The 23,410-nt window shown below is 73.0% G+C and carries 19 protein-coding genes; 8 read left to right on the top strand and 11 right to left on the bottom strand.

What is annotated here, in order from left to right:
- Nucleotide 1 precedes the first annotated feature (1 nt).
- Together WME73_RS16035 and WME73_RS16030 are read right to left on the bottom strand one after the other, a co-directional pair.
- A complete protein-coding gene (locus WME73_RS16035) occupies nucleotides 2-1,990 on the bottom strand; it encodes a hypothetical protein (RefSeq protein WP_437916274.1) in 1,989 nt (662 codons plus the stop codon).
- Nucleotides 1,990-2,985 carry a PEGA domain-containing protein gene (locus WME73_RS16030; protein WP_437746324.1) on the bottom strand — a complete coding sequence of 332 codons (996 nt, stop codon included), beginning with the start codon at nucleotides 2,983-2,985 and terminating at the stop codon, nucleotides 1,990-1,992. Before WME73_RS16030 ends, WME73_RS16035 begins: the two co-directional genes overlap by 1 nt.
- Nucleotides 2,986-3,160: 175 nt before the next feature.
- Between WME73_RS16030 and WME73_RS16025 the strand changes: the two genes are divergently transcribed.
- Nucleotides 3,161-4,915, top strand: a complete 1,755-nt coding sequence (locus WME73_RS16025) for an OmpA family protein (RefSeq protein ID WP_437916273.1) — start codon at nucleotides 3,161-3,163, stop codon at nucleotides 4,913-4,915.
- Nucleotides 4,916-5,004: 89 nt separating this feature from the next.
- Nucleotides 5,005-7,101 carry a thrombospondin type 3 repeat-containing protein gene (locus WME73_RS16020; RefSeq protein ID WP_437916272.1) on the top strand — a complete coding sequence of 699 codons (2,097 nt, stop codon included), beginning with the start codon at nucleotides 5,005-5,007 and terminating at the stop codon, nucleotides 7,099-7,101.
- Between the two features lie 18 nt (nucleotides 7,102-7,119).
- Here WME73_RS16020 and WME73_RS16015 read toward each other — a convergent pair whose 3' ends face one another.
- From WME73_RS16015 to WME73_RS16000, 4 genes are all read right to left on the bottom strand, one after another.
- On the bottom strand, nucleotides 7,120-7,968 hold the full coding sequence (locus WME73_RS16015) for a hypothetical protein (RefSeq protein WP_437916271.1): 849 nt from the start codon (nucleotides 7,966-7,968) through the stop codon (nucleotides 7,120-7,122).
- A 713-nt stretch (nucleotides 7,969-8,681) separates the two neighbouring features.
- Nucleotides 8,682-9,590: a hypothetical protein gene (locus tag WME73_RS16010; protein ID WP_437872171.1), complete on the bottom strand. Its 909-nt coding sequence runs from the start codon at nucleotides 9,588-9,590 to the stop codon at nucleotides 8,682-8,684.
- Nucleotides 9,587-10,723: a PEGA domain-containing protein gene (locus WME73_RS16005; protein WP_437916270.1), complete on the bottom strand. Its 1,137-nt coding sequence runs from the start codon at nucleotides 10,721-10,723 to the stop codon at nucleotides 9,587-9,589. The genes WME73_RS16010 and WME73_RS16005 overlap by 4 nt, the downstream gene beginning before the upstream one ends.
- On the bottom strand, nucleotides 10,720-12,351 hold the full coding sequence (locus WME73_RS16000) for a serine/threonine-protein kinase (protein WP_437916269.1): 1,632 nt from the start codon (nucleotides 12,349-12,351) through the stop codon (nucleotides 10,720-10,722). The genes WME73_RS16005 and WME73_RS16000 overlap by 4 nt, the downstream gene beginning before the upstream one ends.
- Nucleotides 12,352-12,519: 168 nt before the next feature.
- On the opposite strand from WME73_RS16000, the gene hisB reads away from it, so the two are divergent.
- Together hisB and hisH are read left to right on the top strand one after the other, a co-directional pair.
- Entirely contained in the window at nucleotides 12,520-13,107 is a 588-nt protein-coding gene (hisB, locus tag WME73_RS15995) for an imidazoleglycerol-phosphate dehydratase HisB (protein ID WP_437552686.1), read from the top strand.
- Nucleotides 13,108-13,110: 3 nt separating this feature from the next.
- Nucleotides 13,111-13,788, top strand: a complete 678-nt coding sequence (hisH, locus tag WME73_RS15990) for an imidazole glycerol phosphate synthase subunit HisH (protein ID WP_437916268.1) — start codon at nucleotides 13,111-13,113, stop codon at nucleotides 13,786-13,788.
- A gap of 16 nt (nucleotides 13,789-13,804) precedes the next feature.
- Here hisH and WME73_RS15985 read toward each other — a convergent pair whose 3' ends face one another.
- Nucleotides 13,805-14,743, bottom strand: coding sequence for a sensor histidine kinase (locus tag WME73_RS15985; protein WP_437746316.1), 939 nt, complete (start codon nucleotides 14,741-14,743; stop codon nucleotides 13,805-13,807).
- 381 nt (nucleotides 14,744-15,124) lie between these two features.
- On the opposite strand from WME73_RS15985, the gene WME73_RS15980 reads away from it, so the two are divergent.
- Nucleotides 15,125-15,601: a pyridoxamine 5'-phosphate oxidase family protein gene (locus tag WME73_RS15980; protein ID WP_437299854.1), complete on the top strand. Its 477-nt coding sequence runs from the start codon at nucleotides 15,125-15,127 to the stop codon at nucleotides 15,599-15,601.
- Nucleotides 15,602-15,682: 81 nt separating this feature from the next.
- Here the strand turns inward: WME73_RS15980 and WME73_RS15975 are convergent, their stop codons facing one another.
- The 4 genes from WME73_RS15975 to WME73_RS15960 form a co-directional block, all read right to left on the bottom strand.
- Nucleotides 15,683-16,450, bottom strand: coding sequence for an HAD-IB family phosphatase (locus WME73_RS15975; RefSeq protein WP_437916267.1), 768 nt, complete (start codon nucleotides 16,448-16,450; stop codon nucleotides 15,683-15,685).
- A gap of 76 nt (nucleotides 16,451-16,526) precedes the next feature.
- The gene (locus tag WME73_RS15970; protein WP_437746314.1) at nucleotides 16,527-17,567 is read right to left on the bottom strand and encodes an aldo/keto reductase; all 1,041 of its coding nucleotides are present in this window, start codon (nucleotides 17,565-17,567) and stop codon (nucleotides 16,527-16,529) included.
- Between the two features lie 180 nt (nucleotides 17,568-17,747).
- The gene (locus tag WME73_RS15965; protein ID WP_437916266.1) at nucleotides 17,748-18,296 is read right to left on the bottom strand and encodes a non-canonical purine NTP pyrophosphatase; all 549 of its coding nucleotides are present in this window, start codon (nucleotides 18,294-18,296) and stop codon (nucleotides 17,748-17,750) included.
- Nucleotides 18,297-18,313: 17 nt separating this feature from the next.
- Nucleotides 18,314-19,156 (bottom strand): SIR2 family NAD-dependent protein deacylase, encoded by an 843-nt coding sequence (locus WME73_RS15960; RefSeq protein ID WP_044964899.1) that lies wholly within the window; start codon nucleotides 19,154-19,156, stop codon nucleotides 18,314-18,316.
- A gap of 335 nt (nucleotides 19,157-19,491) precedes the next feature.
- Between WME73_RS15960 and WME73_RS15955 the strand changes: the two genes are divergently transcribed.
- The 3 genes from WME73_RS15955 to WME73_RS15945 all read left to right on the top strand — a co-directional run bounded on the left by WME73_RS15955 (nucleotide 19,492) and on the right by WME73_RS15945 (nucleotide 23,341).
- On the top strand, nucleotides 19,492-20,607 hold the full coding sequence (locus WME73_RS15955; protein ID WP_437916265.1) for a formylglycine-generating enzyme family protein: 1,116 nt from the start codon (nucleotides 19,492-19,494) through the stop codon (nucleotides 20,605-20,607).
- A gap of 111 nt (nucleotides 20,608-20,718) precedes the next feature.
- On the top strand, nucleotides 20,719-22,272 hold the full coding sequence (locus WME73_RS15950; RefSeq protein ID WP_437916264.1) for a protein kinase domain-containing protein: 1,554 nt from the start codon (nucleotides 20,719-20,721) through the stop codon (nucleotides 22,270-22,272).
- A gap of 97 nt (nucleotides 22,273-22,369) precedes the next feature.
- Nucleotides 22,370-23,341, top strand: a complete 972-nt coding sequence (locus WME73_RS15945; RefSeq protein ID WP_437916263.1) for a hypothetical protein — start codon at nucleotides 22,370-22,372, stop codon at nucleotides 23,339-23,341.
- Nucleotides 23,342-23,410 lie beyond the last annotated feature (69 nt).

Here is a 23,410-nt window from a genome sequence, read left to right as displayed (position 1 = left end):
ATCACTTCGCGCGCTTCAGCACCGCCCCGTCCTTCACCGGCGCGCCGTCGCTGCCGTCCGGCGATCCCTCGTTGATCCAGTAGACGGTCGCCTCGTCCACCGCGATGTCGCCCGGCCGCGCCTGCCCCGAGGCAAGCACCTCCTGCTCCCCGCCCCCCTTCGGCATGCGCACGACCGTCCCCGCGTCGCGCCGCGTCCAGTACACGTGCCCCTCGTCCACCGCGAGGCCGTTCAGCTGGCCCTGATCCGACACGATCTCCTCGGGCGCGCCGGCCTCCGCCCCGCTCAGATCCGCCCGGAAGACGCTGCCGCCCTCGAAGCTCGCCCAGTAGACCGCCGCCGCGCTCCCCTCCCCGTCCACGTCGAGCGCGATCTCCCGCGGGGTGAGCTGCTCCGCGGCGATCGTCACCGAGGCCTCTCCCACGCGGCACGCCACCGCCCCGTCGGTCCTGCCCAGCGTGCCCTGGTACGTCCAGCACACGGTGTCCCCCGCGCTGGCCACGCGGTAGGGCGACGAGAACGCCGTGCCGGGCGGCGTCAGCTCCTCCGGCGCGCCGAGCGCGACCTCCGCGCCGCTGCCGCTCAGCTGCGCCCGGAACACGCCGCCTCCCCAGAGCTCGGTCCACGCGAGCGCGCCGCCCGAGAGCGCGAGCCCCTCGGGCTGCTCCAGATCCGCGAGCAGCACGCGCGGCTCGCCGCCCGCGAGCGGGACCACCCTCAGCGTGCCGTCCTCCGCGTTCGTCCAGAAGGCCACCTGCCGCACCTCGTCGATCGCGAGATCCCGCGGCGAGGCCTGCGTCGCGCCGAGGATCAGCGGCTCGCCGCCGTCCACGGGCGCCGTCTTCAGCGCCCCGTCCTCCTGCGCCATCCCCTCGCCGTCGAACGTGGCGCCCGCGATCCACGTCACGCCGCCCGCCGCCACCTGCAGCGACACCGGGTGGACCTGCGCCACCGCCACGGGGACGGGCGCCGACGCGTCGGGCTCCGTGGACTCGCCGCCCCGCAGCGCCGACCACGGGCCGCACGTCGGCAGATCCGTGCCCTTCCTGCGGCACTGCCCCTCGCCCGCCGCCGCGATCGCGAGCCCCGCGAGCTTGCCGCTCTGCGCCCGCCGGCACACCTCGACCGGCAGCCGGAGCACGTTGCCCTCCTCCACCCGGAAGCCCGCGTCGCTCTCCGCGTCGAGCGGCACGAAACACGCGCTCTCGCCGCAGATCCCGCCACCCTGCGTGAGCAGCGCGACGTTCACGTCGCCGCTCGGCGCGGCGGCCCGGCAGACGGTGCCGTCCGCGGCGAACGCCTCGAGATCGACCGGCGCCGACGCGGCGCCGGCGAAGCACTGGAGAGTGTCGAAGCAGAGCCCGTCGCCGTCGCCTGCCCCGCCGCCGAACACGGCCACGGCCTCGTAATCGGGCAGCTCGCGCGAGTCGACCTCGCGCGGCACGCACGAGCCCGCGACGCAGCTCTGGCCCTCGGGGCAGCTGTTCTTGACGAGCACGTTGCCCTCCGCGTCGCGCAGCGCGTTGCCCTGCTCGTCGCGCTCGACCTCGGCCGAGCCGTCGCACAGGAACTGGATGGGCATGTGCAGCGTCGCCGTGCGCCCCTCGGGCACGGTCGTCAGCACCTCACGGAGCAGGCGCACCCCGTCCTTCCCGCCGCGGCTCGCGATGACGCGCACCCGGAGCGCCTGCGACGGGTCGTCGGGCGTGAGGAAGCCCAGCGTCGCCGGCAGGAGGATCGACCCCTCGCTCCCGAGCCGCTCGAACGTCTCGTCGTAGACGACGGACCCATCGAGCGTCGCCTCGATCCGGACCGTATCGATGTCCTTCGGCAGCGACATGTCCGTCTGGAAGACGACCATGAGCTGCCCCTTCTCCCCGCCGCAGGCCGAACCCGCCGCCGCCGCCGCCGCGAGCGAGAGCAACACCACCGCCGACATCGGTCCCGTCCGCTTCGTCCGCTTCGTCCGCTTCGTCCGTTTCATCCGCATCAACGTCTCCCTCCGAAGCCGAGCGGGACCGTGCCCAGGCTGCCCTGCTCCGCCGGCGTCCCCGGCTCGAAGAGCAGCGAGCCCGCGACGAGCGCGCCCGCGAAGATCGCCGCGCCGCCGCCGATCCAGAGCCACTTGCTCGCGCCGCCCCGCTGCGCGGCGCGCTCCAGCGACACGTCGATCCGGCGTCGCTCGTCGTCGCGGACCAGGATCTGCGCCTCGTGCGGCGTCATCCCCGGCGCCGTCACCCGCAGCGCGTGGGTCCCGCTCTGCACCGACCCCTCCCAGCGGCCCTTGCCCACCACCTTGCCGTCGATCGCGATGAGATCGTCCTGCCCCGCCGCGATGGCGAGCCGCCCCCGGTTCACCGCCCGGTCGAGCCGCGCCACGAGCGCGACGCTGCCGCCGCCCACGACCTTCTCCTGCCGGACGAAATCGACGAAGCCCGGCTTCGACACGCGGATGCGGCGCTCGCCGATGTCGATCGGCACCGGCGCGGCGAGCGGCGTCGTCCCGACCGGCTCGTCGTCCACGAACACCGCGGCCCCCGGCTCGCTCGCCGTGATCTCGAGGAGGGACACGAACGCCCCGGCCGCCTGGATCAGGTCGGCGATGTCCTGCTTGTCGCGGGCCGACAGCGCGGCGCCCGCCTCGGCCTCCATCCGGCGCAGCGTCGCGATCATCTTCGCGTAGCGCCGCAGGTTCTTCTGGCAGAGCGCCACCTTCCAGAGCAGGCGGTGATCGCGCGACAGCTCGTAGGCGCGCTCGTACCGCGCGAGCGCGCCCGCGTAGTCGCCGTCGTCGAACAGCGCCGCGCCCGCCCCGTGCTCGGCCCTGGCCATCCCGGTCAGCGACTCCGCGAGCGGCGTCTCCGCGGGCGGCGTCGCGGCGGGCACGGCGGGCGCTGGCTGGGCCGCGGCGACGCCCGCCGCGAGCCACACGCCGAGCGCGGCCGCGATGGCGCGCCCCCAATGGCCCAGGTGCTTCCCTCGCATCGATGCTCCTTGCTGGCGGAGGCACGCCGCGATGGCCGCGCTCCGACTCTCCGACTCTCCACCTCGGATTACCGCGATGCTATCCGATGCACGCGCCGCACGAGCAACTGTTGGAAACGTCTCGGACAAATCGCCTTTGCTCCGCTTGCGGTGGCGGGGATACCATCCGGCGCCCATGAGAGGCTTCATCACGGTGGGCGCGGCGCTCGCGGGCGCGCTGATCGGCATCGCCCTCGGCCCTTCCTCCGCGCGCGCGGAGGGGCCTGGCGCCGTCGCGCTCAGCCGGTTCGAGCCGACACCCGCGGGTGATCCGCTCTTCGGTGTGCCGTCGCCGTTCATTGGAGGGCACCTGGTCCCGCGCGGGCTCGCCCTGTTCGACCACGCGGAGGATCCGCTCACGCTCGGAGGCGGTGCCTCGCCGGAGCGGGCGATCGTCGGCAGCCAGTCGCTCCTCCACGTCGGCGGCTCCCTCTCGCTGTGGGATCGGCTGCTCGTCTCGGCGTCGCTGCCGCTCGCGCTCGCCCAGAGCGGCGACGGCGCCGCGGCGGCGGCCGGCGCGGGCGCCCCCGAGGCGCCGTCTTCCCCGGAGCTCGGGGATCTGCGCCTCGGCGTGCGCGTCCGGCTGCTCGGCGACGACGGCGACCCCTTCCAGCTCGGCACGAGCGCGTCCCTGCACGTGCCCACGGGCAGCTCGGACGCGTACGTCGGCGAGGGCGCGGTCCGCGTCACGCCGCAGCTCCTGCTCGGCGGGCGCATCGCGCGCGTCGTGTGGAGCGTCGCGGCCGGCGCGGTGATGCGGAGCTCCGAGAGCCCCTCGACGCTCGCTTATGGCGGCGGCGCGGGCGTGCTCCTCTGGGACGAGCGGCTGCAGCTCGGCCCGGAGGTGTACGCCGAGACGATGCTCCAGGGCGGCTCCCTGTCGCTGACCGCGCGCGAGCGGGTCGAGGTGGAGAGGACGACGAGCGCCGAGCTCCTGCTCGGCGCCCGGCTCCGCCCCCTCGCTGGCCTCGTCGTCGGGGCGGCCGCCGGTCCGGGCATCGGCGACGCGATCGGCACGCCGTCGTTCCGCGCGATGGGGACGGTGGCGTGGGCTCCCCCGGCGCCGCCGCCCGCCGGCGCGGCGGCGGAGGCCGGCGCGAACGCGGATCCGGACATGGACGGCATCCCCGGCGCGCGGGACGCGTGCCCGTACGCGCACGGCCCGGCCAGCGCCGACGCGAAGAGGAGCGGCTGCCCCGTCGAGGACGAGGACGAGGACGGCGTCGCCGATCCGGACGACCTCTGCCCCCGGGCGGCCGCGGGCTCCGGGGGCGGCGATCCGTCGCGGCGCGGCTGCCCCGCCGACCAGGACGGCGACGGATTGCCCGACGCGCTCGACGCGTGCCCCGCGGAGAAGGGCGACGCAGCGGGCGGCGCGACGCGCCCTGGCTGCCCCCCTGGTCCTCGCCAGCCCACGGACCAGGACGGCGACGGCCTGCCCGACGACGCCGACGCGTGCCCGCGCGAGAAGGGCCCGGCGAGCGGCGACGCGCCCGCGAGCGGCTGCCCGACGCGGGTGCGTGTGCAGGGCGAGCAGATCGTGCTGCTGGAGCCCGTCGTGTTCCGCGTGCTGAAGAATGATCCGGCGCCGATCGATCCGAAGAGCGAGGCGGTGCTCGCCGAGGTGCGCGACGTCATCGAGCAGCACCCGGAGTGGGTGAAGATCGAGGTCTCCGCGCACACGGACGGCGCCGGCAACGCCAGGTTCAACGAGACGCTCTCGACCGCTCGCGCGGAGGCCGTGCGCCGGTGGCTCGTCGGGAAGGGCATCGCGGCCGAGCGGCTGGTCGCGAAGGGATACGGGGCGAGCCAGCCGATCTCGGACGACAGGAGCGCGGCCGGGCGGGAGAAGAACCGGCGCGTGCAGCTCCTCGTCCTGGAGAAGAGATAGCCGGCGGGCGACGTCGGAGCGCTGACGAGCGCGGTCAAGCCGTCAGGCGCGGCCCGGGGAGCAAGAGAGTGATGATGAAGCGAACCGTCATGGCCACAGCAGTCGGCGCCGCGCTGGCCCTCGCGGCGGCGCCGCGGAGCGCGGCGGCGCAGTGCGCTGTCACAGGGCCCGTTCAGGCGCTCGTCGATGGTCTCAACTTCCGGTGGGACGTCGGGACGGAGGGGGTGATCAGCGACGGGACCGATGACGCCTTCGACAGCGGCATGCTGCTTCGGGTGGACGGGGTCGCCTTTCCTGCCTCGGCCCGGGTGGAGGAGATGGACGGGAGGCAGTTCGTCCACGGGCCGGCGCTCCTCGGCGATCTGGAGGTCACCCGCAAGGTGTACGTGCCGACCGACGAGGGCTGGGCGCGCTTCCTGGAGATCCTCCACAACCCCACCACCCGAGAGCGGGCAACGGTCGTGCGGATCGAGACGAACGTCGGATCCGACGGCGCTACCACCATCACGCAGTCGCACACCGGCGATCTGGAGTTCACGCCGGCGGATCGATGGCTCGCCACCGACGACGCCAACGACATGGCGGGGGATCCGAGCCTCTTTTTCAATTTCTACGGACCTTCCGCGGTGATCGCCCCGGGGAGCGTCGGGATGGCCACCTTCGACTGCGCGGAGACGCAGGGGCCCGTCGTCGAGTTCACCCTGCAGCTGCCGCCCGGAGAGACGCGGGTCGTCATGCACTTCGGCGGCCAGCGCGCGAGCCGGGCCGATTCCCACGCGGGTGCGGCCCACCTCGACGCGCTCCCGGCGCCGGCGCTCGCCGGGATATCGGTGGCCGAGCGGGCCTTCGTCGTCAACTGGGACGTGGACGGCGACGGCGACGACGACGGCGTGAAGGACCTCGACGACAACTGCCCGTCCGCGCGGAACCCAGCTCAGGCCGACGCCGACAGCGACGGCGCGGGCGACGTCTGCGATCCCGACGACGACGGCGACGGCGTCCTCGACGGCGACGACGACTGCCCGCTCACGCCGAACGCCGATCAGTCGGACCTCGAGGGCGACGGCGCGGGCGACGCCTGCGATCCCGACGACGACGGAGACGGCGTGCCCGACGACGTCGACAACTGCCCGTCGGCGCCCAACGCGGGGCAGGAGAACAACAAGGACGAGTCGCCGCCGGACGACAGCGGCGACGCGTGCGACGACGACGACGACAACGACCGCCGGGGCGACGAGGCCGACAACTGTCCGCTCGTCCCCAACCCCGATCAGGCCGACGCCGACACGGACGGCCGAGGCGACGCGTGCGATCTGAACGCGCTGGACAGGGACGACGACGGCGTGGAGGACGGCGTGGACAACTGCCTCTCCATCCCGAACCCCGACCAGTCCGATCTCGACCGCGACGGCGAGGGCGACGCGTGCGACGGCGACGACGACGGCGACGGCGCGCCCGACGACGGCGACAACTGCCCGCTCACGGCGAACCCGAGCCAGAGCGACGGCGACGACGACGGCTACGGCGACCGGTGCGACGACGACGACGACGGCGACGGCGCGCCTGACGCCGGCGACAACTGCCCGTTCCTCTCGAACGAAGGGCAGGAGGACGCGAACGGCGACGACGTCGGCGACGCGTGCGACTGCAGCGCGCCGGCGAAGCCCGACGGCACGCCCTGCGACGACGGCGACCCCTGCACCCGGACCGACGCCTGCGACGGCGGCGTCTGCAAGGGCGCCGATCCGGTCGTGTGCGCGCCCTCCGGGGACGCCTGCACCTCCGCGCAGTGCCACCCGAGGCACGGCGAGTGCGCGCTCTTCCCCAACGAGGGCGCCCGCTGCCCCGGCGGCACCTGCGTGGCTGGCGGCTGCGTGCCCGATGACGCCGGCAGCGGAGGCGGCGGCGCGGGCGGCAAAGACGGTGCGGGCGGCGGCGACCCGGGCTCGGGCGGTGCCGACGCGGGCTCGGGCGGCGGCGACCCCGGGGCGGGCGGCGGCGGAGGCCACGGCGGCGAAGACGGCTCGGGCGGCGAGGGCGCCACCCTCAGGCCGCTGCGCGGCGATCCCCGGGCGCACGGCAACGGCTGCGGGCTCGCGGCGGGCGCCGACGGGGCGGCGGGCTCGGCAGCGGCGTGGCTCGCCGCCGCGGCGCTCCTCGCGCGGTGGCGGCGGCGGCGCGGGTGACGCGCGCCGACGGCCGCGTCACTCCACGGGCGGGCTGACCCCGGGCGCGCCTCCGGCGGCGGCGCCCCCCTCCCCCGCTGCCGCCGGCTGGCGAGGCCCTTCGGCGCCGGCGCTCCCGGCCTTGCCGCCGGCGTAGCGCCTGCCGGCTCGCTCGGACGCCTTCAGGACGGGGCCGCGGATCGTCTCGATGGCTTCCGCGGGAGCGCTGGAGATCTCCAGGTTGGAGAGCACCGCGGCGACGACGCGGAGCCATTGATTGCGCGCCGCCAGGATCGTCGCGTTCACGACCGGCGCGGTCTTCTCCTTGGCGGCGAGCACGTCCCGCCGGTGCTCGATCGTCGAGAGCTCCTTGCCCGACGCGAGCCACCGCTGCACGGTGTGGAGCAGCGTCGTCTTGCCCGGCGCCGGGATCGCCTTGAGGAACGCGGCGGTCGAGGGCTCCTCGTCGAGGAGCCGGGCGATCCGCGCCGTGTTGCCCGACTCCGCGGTGGGCGACGCCTTGATGATGGCGAGCCCGGTCGGGAACAGCCTGGCCTGGGCCCGATCACACGCCTCCGCCCCCGCGACGTCCGGCGGCTCCTCCGCCAGACAGTGCTCGCGGTGCGCGTCGATGCCGTACGAGACCGCCTTGGCCAGGTGATCGTGGCGCTCGTCGACCTTCGAGAGCTCGTCGTTCAAGGCCGTCATCCCGGCCGACACGCCCGTCCTGCTCGGGCGAACCGCCAGCACGGCGCCGTGGACCTCGGCCACCTTGTCGTGCAGCCCGGCGATCTCCGGGATCGACAGGAACAGCCGCTTCCGCTGGGCATCCTCGATCCACGGAGCGACGAGGGCGACCATCTCTTCAATCATCAGGTGTTTCAACATGGGACAGACCTCCACGTGGGGGACAGCGCGTCGTGCCAGGGAAGCGCCGCTCTCGTGTCCTGTCGATGACACCCGATTACAGGAGCAACCGCGGAGCGCGCAGGGCGGCCCCAAGGCGCGCCTCGGGGTGACCGACGTGACGTGACGGCCCTCACCAGCGCCCGTCATGGGCCGAGGCTCACAGGAGCCGGAGGAAGGCAGCCCCGATCTGGCGCGCAGCGTAATTTTGAAGGAAAGCCCAGGTGTGGACCTGGGCACCGCGTTCGCGGGAAGGTCGCGATCTTGCCGGCACGTCGAGCTCCGACGCTCGGGCAGATCGCGACCTGGGCGAGCGCCTGGCGACGAGCGTCAGCTCAGGTCACGTTCTCGACGGGACACCCGAGTTCGAGCGTCCTCCCAGATCGCGATCTGCCGGAGCGCCGGACGACGAGCGTCAGCTCAGGTCACGTCCTTGACGGCGGGTCGCTATCGACCGCTTTCCCACATCGCGACCTGTCGGAGCGCCGGACGACGAGCGTCAAGTCAGGTCACGCTCTCGACGGCACGTCGATATCGAGCGCTCGCCCAGATCGCGACCTGCCGGAACGCCGGACGGCGAGCGCTCGGTTGGGTGGAGGGGGATTTCGGCCAAAGGTAAGGTCTTTTGAACCGCCAAAAGACGCCCAGAATTTGAGTTTTTCTTGGCGTCTTTTGGCGTCTTGGCGGTTCCATCATCACGGATTCACGGAGCCCGACGCCGACCACGGCCCGCACGTCGGCAGGCCCACGGTCTTCTGGACGCACGCGGCCGTGACCGGCGACGTCACGACGGCCGCGATCTTGCCGGCGGCCACCTGATCACAGACGGCGGTCGGCAGCTGGATCCGCCCGTCCTCCGCTACCCCGAAGCCATCCGCGCTGCCGGCGTCGAGCGCCACCAGGCAACGTTCGGCGTCATCGCAGATCCCGTCGCCCGCCGCGGTCTCCAGCGCCACGTTCAGCGGGACCCCGCCCTCGCCCGCGATCGAGCACGCCGCGTCGACCTCCGCAGGCGTCGTGCCCTGGAAGCAGGCCGTCACGTCGAAGCAATCGCCGTCGCCGTCGCCGTCACCGCCGCCATAGACGTCCGCGGGCGCGTAGTCGGGGAGCGCGCCCGCGTCGACCTCGCTCGATGCACACGCCCCCGCGACGCAGGTCTGCCCCTCCGAGCAGTGCTTGTTCACCACGTCGCCGTTCGCCTCGATCTCGCCCGAGTCGTCGCAGAGGAAGTTGAGCGGCAGCGTCAGCAGCGCGACGCGGTTCTTCGGGATCCTCGTGACCGCCTCGCGCAGGACGCGCGGCGCGCCGAGCTCGTTCCCGATGCGGGCGCTGACCTTGATCCGGATCGAGTCGCCCCCGCCGCTCGAGGAGTAGAAGCCGATCGTCGCCGGCAGGCGCGCGGCGGCATCGGACTCGCCGAGCCGCTCGTAGGTCGCCGAGAACTTGGGGGTGCCGCCCTCGAACACCTGCACCTGGAGGGCGCCGAAGTCCTTGGGCATCTCGAGATCCGTCGAGACGGCGAGCATGATCTCGTCCGGCGGAGAGCACCCGCAGGCCGCGACAGCGACGAGCGCGGCGAGCGCCGCCCGGGCGACGGCGCTCATCGGCCACCCCCGAAGGGGATCGTGAACGTGGCGCCGCCCTTCCGGGACAGGGAGACCGAGCCGGGCGACGTGCGGCCGTCGACCGGCGGCTCCGGGCCGAAGACCCCCGTGGCGACCAGGACCGCGCCCGCGAGCACCAGCACACCGCCGCCGATCCAGAGCCAGGTCTCGACGTTCCCTTGCTTGGGCTGCGGGACCAGCGTGACCTGCACGCGGCGCGTCTGGTTGTCCTGGATCATCACCTCGGACTGGTGCGTCACCATGCCGGACGCCGTGACGCGGAGCGCGTGACCGCCGCTCGGCACGGGGCCGTCGTAGCCGCCGCGGCCGACCACGCGACCGTCGATGGAGATGACGGCGTTCGGCGCCGCCGTGACGATGAGCCGCCCTTGATGGACCTCTTTCTCCAGCGTGGCCGTGACCGTCACCTCGCCGCCGCCCGCCACCTGCTGGGAGACCTCGACGTCCTTGAAGCCCTTCTTGGTCACCCGGATCTTCCGGGTGCCGACGTCGAGCAGCACGGGCTCGCTCAGCGGCGTCTGGCCGACCTCCTCGCCGTCGACGAAGACCGTGGCCCCCGCCTCGCTGGCCTTCAGATCGAGCCGGCTCACGTAGGCCTTCGTCGCCTCGATGAGCGCAGCGGCGTCCTTGCGATCCTGCTCCCCGAGCTGGGGGCCGGCGTCCCTGAGGAGCTTCTCGACCGTCCCGAGGAGGCGCGCGTAGCGCTTCAGGTTCTTCTGGCAGAGGGCGATGTTCCAGAGCAGCCGCGGGTCGCCGGAGAGCTCGAAGGAACGCTCGAACTTGATGATGGCGTTGCGGTAGTCGCCGTCGTTGAAGAGGATCCGCGCGGCCTCGTACTCGGCCTTGGCCTCGCCGGTGAGCGTCGCGGACAGCGGCCCCTGGACGGCAGGCGCGCCCGCGGCGGGCGCCGGCTGCGCCACCGCAGGCGCCGGCTGCGCCCCCGCGGGCGCCGGCTGCGCCCCCGCGGGCGCCGGCTGCGCCACCGCAGGCGCCGGCTGCGCTCCCGCGGGCGCGAGGGCCGTCAGCACGGCGCCGCCGAGCGCGACCGCGGCGCCGACGCGCAGGCTCCTGCTGCTCCACAGCGGGAGCCGTTCGCTTCCTGGCCAACTCATCTGGGCTTACCTTTGTCGTTCAGCACATCGAAGATGCTCCCCGGCTGCGCGGCGGTCGCGGTCGCGGTCGCGGTCGGCGCGGCGGTCGCGGCCGGTGGGGCCGAGGGCGCGGCGGTGGGCTTCGGCCGAGGCCCCGTGGCGACCGGCGTCGCGCTCGCCGGCGCCTTCGGCCCGGCGGTCGACAGCGGCGCCGCGGTGGCCACCGGCGCGGCGGTCGCCACCGGGGACACCGTCGCTGACGGCGCCGCGGTCGCCGGCGGCTGCGGCTCCGCGGTCACCTCCGGAGGCGCGACCGGCGGGGGCGGGGCCGCCGTCGCGGGCGCCGAGGGCTCGGCGGAGGCGGTCGCCGCAACGGCCGACGGGTCGGCGGGAGGAGCGTCCGCGCCGCCATGGAACGTGACGAAGCGCAGGATCCCGCCGAGCACCACGGCGGCGCCCACCACCGCCAGCGCGAGCACGACGCCGCTCCGCGAGCGCGCCCCGGGCGCGGCGCCGCCGGCCGTCCAGCCAGGCGCGGTGCCCGCCGGGCCAGCGGTATGGCCGACCGCGCCGACCGCGCCGCCCGCCGTCGCGCCGGCAGGCGGCGCCGCGCTGTGCCGCGCCGTCGCCGCGGGGACGCCGCTCACGCGCTCCTGCGACGTCTGCCAGGGGGGCGGCGTGCTCATGCGCTCGCGCACGGAGCTCGCCCGGTCCCGGAAGGAGACCGCGGGGACGAGCCCCAGCGTCCGCTCGATCCGCTCCAGCGAGGCCAGCGCGAGCGGAGGCCCGAAATCGACGATGGCGCCCGCGAGCTCGGCGACCGACTTGAAGCGCTTCGCGACGTCCCTCTCGAGGCAGCGCAGGATCGCCGCCTCGAGGCCCGGCGGCAGGTCGCGCCGGAACGTGGTCGGGGGCGGCGGCGGCTCGGTGTTGATCATCAGGATGAGCTCGGACAGCGAGCTCGCGTCGAAGGGGACACGCGCGGTGAGCAGCTGGTAGAGGATGGCGCCGAGCGACCAGACGTCCGCGCGCGCGTCGACCGAGCGCGCCGAGCGCATCTGCTCGGGCGCCATGTAGAGCGGCGAGCCGAGCACCATCGCCGTCTTCGTCAGCCCGAGCTCCGGCTCGGCCCCCGCCGTCGACGGGTCCGCGAGCGCCTTCGAGATGCCGAAGTCGAGCACCTTCACCATGCCGCTGCCGTCCGCCGCGCGCGTGAGGAAGAGGTTCGCCGGCTTGAGATCGCGGTGGATGATGCCGGCCGCGTGCGCCTCGGCGATGGCCTCGCAGGCCTCGAGCACGTAACCCACGGCCTCCTCCAGCTCGAGCGGGCCGCGCCGCCGCAGCGTCTCCTGGAGGTCGCTCCCCTCCAGGTACTCCATCACCATGAACGGCGCGCCCGTCTCGAGCGTCCCGACGTCGAGCACGCGCGCGACGTGCTCGCTCTTCAGGCGCACCGCCGCGCGCGCCTCGCGCACGAAGCGCTCCACCATCTCGTCGTTGGCGCCGGGATGGAGCAGCTTGATGGCGACCCGCTGCTGGAGCTGCTCGTGCAACGCGGCGACGACGACGCCCATGCCCCCTTGCCCGAGGATGCGCTCGACCCGGTATTTCCCCGATAGAACTTGACCTTCGGTGACCGGTGAGCTCACGAACGCTCCCGCGCTGGGGCTGCCTCCAGGGCGCCACCACCGCCACGTTATCCAGGGGGCCACCTTATGCGATCCGGCGCTCGCGTCCAAGGCCATTGCCGCGTTACCTGCGACGTCATCGGGATCACGCCGCTTCCCTTGCCGCGAAGGGCGACTACCCTACGCGCCATGCCCCGCATCGCCAGTGTCGAGCGCAAGACGCGCGAGACCGACATCCGCATCGAGATCGATCTCGACGGCCAGGGCCGCTCGGAGATCAAGACGCCGCTCCCCTTCCTCACGCACATGCTCGATCAGATCGCCCGCCACGGCCTGTTCGATCTCACCATCCACGCCGAGGGCGACGTCGAGATCGACGGCCACCACACGACCGAGGACTGCGGCATCACCCTGGGCACGGCCGTGCAGAAGGCGCTCGGCGACAAGGCGGGCATCGCCCGCTACGGCGAGGCGACGCTCCCCATGGATGAGGCGCTCGCGCAGTGCGCGCTGGACCTCTCCGGCAGGCCCTACTTCGTCTGGCGGGTGCCGCTGCCCAAGGCGAAGCTCGGCACCTGGGACGTCGAGCTCGCCCCGGTGTTCTTCGAGGGCTTCGCGCGCGGCGTCGGCGCGAACCTCCACGTCCGCCTCATCGAGGGGGACAACCTGCACCACATCGTCGAGATCTGCTTCAAGTCGTTCGCCAAGGCGCTGATGAAGGCGACCCGGATCGAGCCGCGCGTCGCCGGCATCCCGTCCACCAAGGGGAGCCTCTGAGCCATGCAAGCCATCGCGCTCGTCGATTTCGGGATGGGCAACCTGCGCTCCGTGGAGCGGGCGCTCCAGAAGGCCGCCGAGGACGCCGGCGCGCCGTGCGCGGTGACGCGCACGGGCGACCCGGAGATCATCGGCCGGGCCGACAAGGTCGTGGTGCCCGGCCAGGGCGCCTTCCGCGACTGCGCCGCGGCGCTGCAGAGCGGCATCGGCGAGGCGCTGCGCGCGCAGATCCGGAAGGGGACGCCCTACCTCGGCATCTGCCTCGGCATGCAGGCGCTCTTCGACGGGAGCGAGGAGGCGGAGGGCGCGCGCGGGCTCGGCGTGTTCCCCGGCACCGTCAAGCGCCTCACCCCACAGCCGAGCGCGGCCGAGGCGGACGCGGTCGCCGGCCAGCCCTGGGTCGGGATCAAGATCCCCCACATGGGCTGGAACCGCATCGCGTTCGCGCGCGAGGTGCGGGGCCCGCTCGCGGTGTTCGCGGGCGAGCGCCCCTTCGTCTACTTCGTCCACAGCTACCACGCCGTCCCGCTCGACCCCGCGCTGGTCGCGGCGACGACGGAGCACGGCCCGCACCGCATCACCGCCGCGATCGAGCGGGACAACGTCACGGCGACGCAGTTCCACCCCGAGAAGAGCCAGGCCGCCGGCCTGCGCCTGCTCGCCCGCTTCCTGGACGGCTGACCCGCCCGCGCGCGCGTCAGTGCGGGCGCAGCAGGCGCTGGTGCACCTGCTTGACCTGCGCGAGCTTGAGGTGCGCGCCCAGGGGAAGCTCGGGCGCGCGCGCCCCGCCCGCGCCGCGCCCGCGCCGCGCCCGCGCCGGGCGCGAGGGGGGAATCGGCGAGGAGATCGACGAGGAGCGCCGCGCCGCCCTCACCCGCTGCGGCCGCCGCGGGGCGAGCGGGAGATCGACGATGAACGCCGCGCCGCAGCCGAGCTCGCTCTCGACGCGGATCGCGCCGCCGTGCGCGCGCGCTGCGACGTGCGCGATGTACAGGCCGAGCCCCAGGCCGCCGAAGCGCTCCACCGGGACTGCCCGCTCGAAGCGCGCGAAGATCCGCTCCTGGTCCTCCCGCGCGATCCCCATGCCGCGGTCGCGCACGATGAGCCGCGCCCGCGCGCGCGTCGCGCGCACCTCGATCGAGATCGGCTTGCCCTCGCCGAAGGTGAGCGCGTTCTTGATCAGGTGGAACGCCATGCGCTCGATGTGAGACCGGTCCCACCAGCCGATCACCGGGCCCTCGGCCGCGACCGAGATGGCGCCGCACGCGGCCGGCCGGTGCGCGACCGCCGTCGCGAGCACCTCGCGGATGAGCCCGACGAGCTCGACCGGCTCACGGGTCGGGGCGCCGCGGGCCAGGCCGCCGTGCCTCGCCTGGAACATGTCGTCGCAGAGCCGGGCGAGACGGCCGAGCTGACGGTCGAAGACGGCCAGCATCGCCGCCGCCCACGCCGGGGTCTTCTCCGGCTCCCGCTGGCTCATCCGCTTCGTCAGCTGGAGCTGCAGGAGGAGCGAGGTCACGGGCGTCCTGATCTCGTGCGCGGCGAGCACGAGGAAATCCTCCCGGATCCGGGCGGTCTCGTCCCGGATCGGGACAGCGGGGATACGAGGGTCGACGTCGTCCAAAAACGCGGTCATGGCAGAGCCTGCTGGGCGGAGTTGTGGTGTGCCCCCGCGCCCGCAAACGCATGGAGTGTGCCGCCCGCGAGGGCCCGCAGATTGGCACTTCTGGCGGCAGGAGAGCGCCCGATCTGCCGAGCGGACGCGCGTCAAGGCGTCGCATCGCGCCGTCCACTGCGCAAAACCCCGCGAGTGTGAGCCGAGCCGCCTGGACCGTTCTGCAGCGCGCGGCGCCTCGGGTCACGCCGGAGCGCCGCCAGGCTGCTGCGGTACACGGGTCAGGGCGCACCCCTGCTTGCGGGCCAGGGTCCGCGGAGCAGCTTTGTCCGCATGCAACACCAGAGTGGAGAGCAACACCGGAGTGTGGAGCCGGGGGCCAGGGCTCAGGTCCGCGGCTCCATGAGCGAGCTGCACGCGCTCCTCAGGGAGTTCGACACCGCCATGCTCGTCACGATGACCCCCGAGGGGCTGATGCGGGGGCGGCCGATGGAGATCCAGGAGCCGGCCGAGCTGATGGACTGCGATCTCTGGTTCGTGACGGAGGACGAGGCGGCGAAGACAGGCGAGATCGCCCGCGAGCACCAGGTGGCGGTCTGCTGCTACAGGCCGCGGGATCGGGCGTACATCTCGATCTCGGCGCGCGCGACGATCGAGAGGAACGAGGAGAAGATCCGGAGCCTCTGGAAGCCCTCGTGGAAGGCGTGGCTGCCGGCCGGCCCCTCCCACCCTCACGCGGCCCTCCTGAAGCTCTATGTCGAGCGCGCCGAGTACTGGGAGCCCGAGGGCGGGCGGCTGCGGGTCCTCTACGAGAAGGCCAAGGCGCTCGTCCAGCGGAGGTCGGCGGAAGACAAGCTGAACCCGCCGAAGCACATCTGAGCCGCGCCGCGCCTGCGGCGGCGATCGAGCAGGCGCAACCCGAGGCGAGAGGGTCCTCGGGCTGGATGAACCTCGGATGGATCAGCCAGGTGTCGGCGTAGCGTCGGCCGCGCGCTGCGCGCGCTCCCCGTCAGGGGTGCCGCTGCTCTCGAGCGCCGCGCAGATCTCGGCAAAGCCGTCAAAGGGTGTGCACGGTATCCCGTCGCGGGAGCAGAGCACGTCGAGGGCGCTGTCCCGCACCGCGAACACGCGATCGCAGCACCGCGCCGCGGGGTAGTCCAGCCGGCCGTCGCCGATGTAGACCGTGGAGGTCTCGCCGGTGGCCGCCTTCAGCTGGTCGAGCACGCGGATCTTGAAGTCCTCGCCGGGACCGAGCGGCACCGTCTCCGGCACGGTCACGCGCCAGCGCCCATCGAAGGCGGCATCGAAGCAAGAGAACGCGGTGCCCGGCGGCAGGAACTCGCGGATGTAGAACGGCAGGCCGTGGCTGATCACGTGGAACACCCACGACCGGCGGGCGCACAGGGCCAGAAGATCCGCGAAGCCCGACCGCAGCTCGGCGTGCGGGCGCAGCTCGGCCAGGAGCTCGGCGGCCGGGCGATCCACGTCGGCGTAGCCGCGGCGGAGGAGCTCGAACGGCGTGAGCTCGCCGGAGGCGGCAGGCGCGAGCAGCGCCTGCCGCCAGTCATAGCGAAGGTGGGCGTCCCAGATCCGGTTCGTCAGGTCGTCGCAGGTGATGGTCCCGTCGAAGTCGCAAAGAATGAGCACGACCGCTGATTTGCACGCCGCCACGCCGGACGCCACCGCCGTGCTGCCCTGACCGGCCCTCGCCACGGGATCGCCATCCACGGCTCGGGTGCGGTGCGCGCCCCCGAGCCGGGCCTCCGCGCAGGATCAGCCGCCGGTCGCGGCCAGGCCGCGACCGTCAGAGCGCGACAGGGAACGGATTGCGCTCCGTGAACGCGCCGACCTGGTGAAAGTAGGGATACGGCAGCTTCGTCTTGCTCGCAGCATCCAGCTTCGCGATGTGCTCTGGCGCGAGGTTCCAGCCGACGGCCCCGAGGTTCTGTCGAAGCTGCTCCTCGTTGCGAGCGCCGATGATCACGTTCGCGACGCTCGGCCGCTGCAGCAGCCAGTTGAGCGCGATCTGCGGGACGGTCTTGCCCGTCTCCTTCGCCACCGCGTCGAGCGCGTCGACCACACCATAGAGGTACTCGTCGTCGATCTGCGGCCCCCCCTCGACAGACAGCTTGTTCCGGAGCCGGCTGACCTCCGGCAACGGCTGCCCGCGCCGGATCTTCCCCGTGAGCCGCCCCCAGCCCAGCGGGCTCCAGACCACCGCGCCGACCTTCTGATCGAGCGCCAGCGGCATCAGCTCCCACTCGTAGTCGCGCGCTACCAGCGAATAATACGCCTGGTGCGCCACGTACCGAGAGAGACCATATTTCTCCGACACCGCGAGCGACTTCATCAGGTGCCAGCCGGAGAAATTCGAACATCCGAGGTAGCGGATCTTCCCCGCTCGCACGAGATCGTCCAGCGTGCCGAGCGTCTCTTCGAGCGGCGTGACCGCGTCGAAGCCGTGCAGCTGAAAGAGATCGATATGATCCGTCTGCAGCCGGCGCAGGCTCCCCTCGATCGACCGGATCAGGTGATACCGCGACGAGCCGACGTCGTTGGGGCCCTTGCCGCTCCGGAAGGTCGCCTTGGTGGAGATGATGACCTTGTCGCGCCTGCCCTTGATCGCGTGGCCGAGGATCTCCTCGGCGAGCCCGTCGGAGTAGATGTCGGCCGAATCGAACATGTTCATCCCGGCCTCGAGCGAGACGTCGACCAGCCGAGTCGCCTCGGCCACGTCGCTCGCGCCCCACCCCCGGAAGAACTCGTTGGAGCCACCGAACGTCCCGGTCCCGAGGCTCAGCACCGGTACCTTGAACCCTGACCCGCCGAGCTGTCTGAACTCCATGAATCGCCTCCGCGCCAAATGGGGACGACCTCTGAGCGCGGGGGGAGGAGCGCCGGACATCAGGCTCTCGCCCCCTTGCCGCGGTCGTGGACGGTTAGGAACTCCAAAGCGATCCGGAAGTCAAGCACCACCGTGGCCAGCGCGCGGAGCTGCGGGGAGCGCGAGCGCCGCGCTCCGCGATCACAGCCCGAGATCGAACCGGAACGCCCGCAGCGCCTCCGCGCTCGCAGAGCACCGGAGGCGCTCGTCACGCGGCATCTGCCCGAGCGTGCGCGTGTGCCCGGCCGGGATGAACATCGGCTCCCAGTGGATGCCCTCGTCTCCCCGCCGCTCGACGGCGATCTCGCCGGGGACGCTGCCCGTGTAGACACGCAGCGTCCGGCCGTCGCAATAACACACCTTCTGGACCACGTGCGCCGCGCGCGACTGCCCCGGAGGGATGAGGGAGCAAATCCGGTCCTGCAGCCGCTCCCAGAACGGCATCGCGAGCGGGCCCGGGAAGCCGTTCAGGTGCTCGATGAAGAGGCCGCCGTGCTCGACGAAGAGCGGCACGAGGGAGAGCCGGTAGGCGGCGAGGGCCTCCTCGCGTACGACGGTGTCGAGATCCGAGGAGAGGATCTGGGGCACGTCGAGCCGGAGGACGCGGAGCGGCGTCGGGGCGTCCTTCCACACATAGGTCATGTCCGCGACCTTGCGGTGGTTCGAGGAGACGAAATAGACCATGACCATCGCCCTCACCCGTCCCCTCACGCGTCCAAAGCGTCGAGCAGGTCCACGACGCTCTTCGTCTTGTCGTTCGGGTCGAGCTCGATCACGTCGATGTGCCAGTCCTCGAGCAGCGCCGGCTGGACGAGCCCGGCGCCGAAGGTCGCCCAGTAACCGCGGCGGTTCGACGCGCGCCTCGCGAGCTGCGGGCTGCCCTCGATGCGCATCTGCTCCATGCGGTACCAGATGTACCGGATGTCGACGTCGCCGAAGCTGTAGCCGAGGAAGAGGAAGCTGTTGCTGAGCAGATCGGCCCGCAGGCGCTGATCGGGGGCCGCCTCGAGCCGGAGGCGGCCGAAGTACTGCGATTCGGTGAGCACCACCGTCTCGGGCCAGTCGAGATCTCCATGAAACTTGATGACGTGGCACGCCCCCTGCGCCGGGCACCGCGCGAAGTCGTCGAACCTGGCGAGCGCCACGGCCTCTTTTCCTGCGTCCCGCAGCGCCTCCTCGATGTGGTGCTCGAAGTTGGTCGTGTAAATGGTCGAGAAGTCGCGGCGCGCCAGGGCCTTGTGCTGGCACGAGCTCCTGCGCCGCTCGTCGACCTCGCGCGCGTGGAAGCGCGCGCGCATCTCGGCGATGAAACTGTCGAGGCCGCCCGCGCACTCGCGGGCGAAGAAGCCGGCGAGCTGCGGGGGCAAGCCGTGCAGCTCGAAGAGCGCTGGCTCGAACCCGAGCGCGGCGCCCATCCACCCCATCAGCTCCTTCCACATCGGCAGCCGGAGCGGGGCAGAGAAGCCCGCGCCCAGAAAGGGAATGAGGCGACCTTCCCGGTACGCCTGCCGGAGCGGGATCGCCGCTTGCTCGAGCGTGAGTACAGCCATCTTCAGCGAGCGATGGTATCTGCCCGACGACCTCGCGCAACCAGCGCCCGCCGGGCCGGAACGCCTCGCCCCGAGCGGATGTCGGCGCGGATGTCGGCCGGCGCGCAAGGACAGAAGCCGCGATGCATCAGGACACGCGCGGCAGAGCCCGGCGCTGCGGAGGAGGGCGCCGGTCGCACCTCCCTCCCCACGGCGGCAGAGCGGCGTCGAGCGGGCCCTCTCGCGAGGCGAAATGTCAGTAGAATCCCGCGCATGGAGATTCTTGGGATGGAGGCTTGGCGTCCGCTGCGCGCGGTCCGGTCCGCGCTGGTCGAGCGCCTCGGAGCGTGGCGCTGATGCAGATCGCAGCGTCTGCCGTGACGATGTGGACGGGGGCATGCTTCGTGATCGGGGGCTGCACGGCGATCGTGGGCGTGGACAAGCCGTACCACCTGGCGGGCGGCGGAAGCGGAGGTGGAGGTGGAGCCGAGACGTGCACGCCAGAGGAGGCGCGGTGCGCGCAGAACAGGCCGCAGACGTGCGACGAAGGCGGAGCGTGGCAGGACGAACCCGAGTGCCCGGCGGAGGCGCCCCTGTGTGACGACGGGCGCTGCATCGTCCCTCGGAGCTGCGCCAAGATGGACGCGATCTGCGGGCCGCGCGGAGACGAGGGCTGCTGCGGGAGCCTGGTGGTGCCCGGAGGCACGTTCGATCGGGGCGACGCCGAGCCGCGGCTGGCGACGGTGAGCGACCTCCGGCTGGATCGATTCGAGGTGACGGTGGGGCGGTTCCGGGCGTTCCTGTCGGAGTACCCGGCGAGCTGGCCAGCGGTGGGGGCAGGAGCACACCCGAAGATTCCGGACAGCGGGTGGCGCGCCGCGTGGGACGCCAACTTGCCCGTGGACCGGACGGCGCTGTCGGCGTCGCTTCACTGCGAAGATCCCTATTTTTCGTGGACCGACGAGGTGGGCGAGCACGAGCTCCTGCCCGCGGCCTGCGTGAGCTGGTACGTGGCGTTCGCGTTCTGCGCGTGGGACGGCGGTCGGCTGCCCACGGCAGCAGAGCGGCGCTACGCGGCCGCCGGCGGGGACGAGCAGCGCACGTATCCATGGTCGAGCCCGGAGAGCGCCCCGGAGCCCGACGAGAGCTACGCGGTGTACGGTTGCGGTCTCGATGGATCGTGCGAGATCGCGGACCTCCAGCCGGGCGGGTCGAGGTCGCCGCGGGGAGACGGGCGGTGGGGACACGCGGATCTGGGGGGAAACGTGTGGGAGTGGGTGCTGGATTCGTTCGCCGCGGACGACCCGATCGCGTGCGATGACTGCGCCGTCCTCACCCCCGACACGAACCACATGATCTGGGGCGGGGGCTGGCGCAGCGGAAAGGAGACATTGCTCACCTCCGCCTTCCAGGAGCGCTCGCCGAACGGCCACTTCGCCGGCGCGGGGCTGCGATGCGCACGGGCGCGGTGATGCGCGCAGCTGGGCGTCGCGGCGTCGCGGCCGCCGCTCCGCGCAGCGCGCGCCGCCCTTCGGGGTCCCTGGAACCTTGACGCGACAGCCGCCGCGCGCGACCCTCCCGCCGTGTCGGGCACGCTCGCGGACGGAACGGTCTTCGCGCACCGCTATCGCGTGGCGCGCCTCCTCGCCGTGGGCGCGATGGGGTCCGTCTACGAGGTGGTGCACATCGAGACGAACCGCCGCCGGGCGCTGAAGGTGATGCACGCGTACCTCTTCCAGAGCGAGGAGATGCGCAGCCGCTTCAAGCGCGAGGCGCAGATCACGGCGGACATCGAGAGCGAGTACATCGTCGACGTCTTCGACGCGGGCATCGACGAGGCGACGGGCATGCCGTTCCTCGTGATGGAGCTGCTCCGCGGCGAGGAGCTCGGCCAGCGCCTCAAGCGCCTCGGCAGGCTGCCTCCCGGCGAGGTCGCGACGTACCTCCAGCAGACCGCGTCGGCCCTCGACCGGACCCACGCGGCGTCCATCATCCACCGGGATCTCAAGCCGGAGAACCTGTTCGTCACCCAGCGGGACGACGGGACGCCCCGCATGAAGATCCTCGATTTCGGCGTGGCGAAGCTGCTCGCCGAGGGCGGGACGGCGGCCGGCATCACGCGGAGCCTCGGGACGCCCATCTACATGGCGCCCGAGCAGTTCCGCACCGACACGAAGCTCACCAGCGCCGTGGACATCTACGCGCTCGGGATGATCGCGTACACGCTGCTCGTGGGGACGCCGTACTGGAGCCCGGAGGCGCTCAGCGCGAACGACGTGATCGCGTTCGCGCTCGTGGTCGTCCACGGGCCTCAGGAGCCGCCGGTCCACCGGGCGATGTCGCAGCGGGTGGTGCTGCCGCCGAGCTTCGATGGCTGGTTCGCTCGGGCCACGGCCGTCGATCCAGCGACGCGGTTCCGCCTCGCGAGCGAGGCGGCGCAGGCGCTCTCCGAGCTGCTCGTCCTCGCCCCGTCCAGCAGCGGGCGTTCGCCCCGCCCGACCACGCCGCCCTGGGCCCTGGCGAGCCCCTCGGCGCACGCGCTCGCCACGCCAGCACCCGCGCTCACCGCGCCAGCGCTCACCGTGCCGGCGATCACCGCGCCCTCGATGATGCCGCCGGTGGCGACGAGCGTCGGCCCGATGGGGCCGGAGCACCCGTCTCGCTCCCCGGTCGTGCCCCTCGCGGCGACCATGGAGACGTCGGTGACGTCCGTCCCTTCAGGGAACATCACACCGATCGCGCCAAGCCGAGCCCCGCTCGTCGCCGCCGCGGTCGTCCTCGGGCTCGGGGTGCTCGGCGCAGGGACCTGGCTCCTGATGCGCGCCGGGGCCCAGGCCGATCCGGCGGTGGCCGCGTCGCCTTCGGCCGCTGCGCCGGACGCCGGCTCGGCGAGCGCCGCCGCGACCGCTGCGCCGAGCGCGACGCTGTCGGCAGAGCCGTCGGCGCCGACGCCCAGCGCCTCCGCGCCAGCGCTCGCCGCGGAGCCCACCCAGCCCGCGACCAGCGCGAGCGCCAGCGCGAGGCCGGCCGCGCGCGGGGCGGCGGGCGCTCCCCCGAAGGCGACGCCGAGGCCCGCTTCGACCGGGCGAACAGGCGCCGCCGCTCGCCCCAAAGTCCCTTTGCTCGGACGAGATTGAGACCGATGTCCGCCGCGCTGCCGGTCCGCCCCTCGCCGACACCGGTTGACACCTTCGCCTGTGGATACCCCAGAACATGACACGTCGCCTGCGCCGGATGGCTCCTCTCGCTCTCGTCCTCTGGCCGCTCGCCGCCGCGACGCCCGCCGCGGCGCAGGACAGCGCGGCCGCGGAAGCCCTCTTCAACCGGGGCCTCGCCGAGATGGAGGCGAGCCAGTACGAGACCGGCTGCAACGCGATCGCCGAGAGCCATCGGCTCGAGCCCAAGCCGGGGGCGCTCTTCACGCTGGCCGTCTGCGAGTCGAGGTGGGGCCGCGTCGCGAGCGCGTTCGCCCACTTCGGGGAGTACCTTGCGCTCCACGAGCAGCTGACGCCGGAGCAGAAGCGCCGGCAAGGAGAGCGGCCCAAGGTCGCCCGGGAGGAGCGCGAGAAGCTGGCCCCGCTCGTGCCGGAGCTCGCGCTCTCCCTCCCGCCCGGAGCCCCCGCAGGGACGGTGGTAAAGCGCGACGGTCGCGCGGTGGACAGCGCCGCGCTGGGCGCGAGCGTGCCGGTGGATCCGGGAGAGCACGTCGTGTCGACGCAGGCGCCGGGAGGGCCTGTCCAGGAGACGCGGATCCACCTCGCTCGCGGCGAGAAGAAGCGCGTCGATCTGCAGGTGAGCGGCGCCCCGGCGCCGTCCGCCGAGAGCCTTTCAGGCCGGCGGGCGGCCATGTACGCGGCCGGCGGCGTCGGCGTCGCGGGGCTCGTGCTCGGCGGGGTGACGGGCGCGCTCACGCTCGGCAAGAAGAGCGTCGTCCGCGAGCACTGCGGCAGCGGGATCGGCCTGAGCGACCCGACGGCCTGCGACCAGACGGGCCTGGACGCGGCGGAGAGCGCTAGCACCACCGGGCTCGTGAGCACGATCGGCTTCGGCGTGGGGCTGGCCGGGCTCGGGGCGGCGGCGGTCCTCTACCTGACCGAGCCGACGCAGAGCGACATGACCGCCGGCGCGACGTCAAGGCGGATCCGCGCAGGGGTGCTCGCGGCAGGCCCGGAAGGGGTCGTGCTCGGGGCGAGCGGGTCGTGGTGACGCGGCGGGGCAACGGACCTTCGCCGCCTTCGCCGCCTCTACCCACCGGCGCAGAGGCGCGCTAGACCC

This window comes from Sorangium sp. So ce302 (genome assembly GCF_051530145.1).
Classification (GTDB): domain Bacteria; phylum Myxococcota_A; class Polyangia; order Polyangiales; family Polyangiaceae; genus Sorangium; species Sorangium cellulosum_B.
This window is presented reverse-complemented; position numbering and strand designations above follow the sequence as displayed.

Bases quoted from the DNA above. Each gene is read 5' to 3' on its own strand.
- WME73_RS16030 (WP_437746324.1), bottom strand. From the start codon at position 2,985: ATGCGAGGGAAGCACCTGGGCCATTGGGGGCGCGCCATCGCGGCCGCG.
- WME73_RS15965 (WP_437916266.1), bottom strand. From the start codon at position 18,296: ATGGTCATGGTCTATTTCGTCTCCTCGAACCACCGCAAGGTCGCGGAC.
- WME73_RS16010 (WP_437872171.1), bottom strand. From the start codon at position 9,590: ATGAGCGCCGTCGCCCGGGCGGCGCTCGCCGCGCTCGTCGCTGTCGCG.
- WME73_RS16005 (WP_437916270.1), bottom strand. From the start codon at position 10,723: ATGAGTTGGCCAGGAAGCGAACGGCTCCCGCTGTGGAGCAGCAGGAGC.
- WME73_RS15955 (WP_437916265.1), top strand. From the start codon at position 19,492: ATGCAGATCGCAGCGTCTGCCGTGACGATGTGGACGGGGGCATGCTTC.
- WME73_RS16035 (WP_437916274.1), bottom strand. From the start codon at position 1,990: ATGCGGATGAAACGGACGAAGCGGACGAAGCGGACGAAGCGGACGGGA.
- WME73_RS15985 (WP_437746316.1), bottom strand. From the start codon at position 14,743: ATGACCGCGTTTTTGGACGACGTCGACCCTCGTATCCCCGCTGTCCCG.
- WME73_RS15980 (WP_437299854.1), top strand. From the start codon at position 15,125: ATGAGCGAGCTGCACGCGCTCCTCAGGGAGTTCGACACCGCCATGCTC.
- hisH (WP_437916268.1), top strand. From the start codon at position 13,111: ATGCAAGCCATCGCGCTCGTCGATTTCGGGATGGGCAACCTGCGCTCC.
- hisB (WP_437552686.1), top strand. From the start codon at position 12,520: ATGCCCCGCATCGCCAGTGTCGAGCGCAAGACGCGCGAGACCGACATC.
- WME73_RS15945 (WP_437916263.1), top strand. From the start codon at position 22,370: ATGGCTCCTCTCGCTCTCGTCCTCTGGCCGCTCGCCGCCGCGACGCCC.
- WME73_RS16020 (WP_437916272.1), top strand. From the start codon at position 5,005: ATGGCCACAGCAGTCGGCGCCGCGCTGGCCCTCGCGGCGGCGCCGCGG.
- WME73_RS16025 (WP_437916273.1), top strand. From the start codon at position 3,161: ATGAGAGGCTTCATCACGGTGGGCGCGGCGCTCGCGGGCGCGCTGATC.
- WME73_RS16015 (WP_437916271.1), bottom strand. From the start codon at position 7,968: ATGTTGAAACACCTGATGATTGAAGAGATGGTCGCCCTCGTCGCTCCG.
- WME73_RS15960 (WP_044964899.1), bottom strand. From the start codon at position 19,156: ATGGCTGTACTCACGCTCGAGCAAGCGGCGATCCCGCTCCGGCAGGCG.
- WME73_RS15970 (WP_437746314.1), bottom strand. From the start codon at position 17,567: ATGGAGTTCAGACAGCTCGGCGGGTCAGGGTTCAAGGTACCGGTGCTG.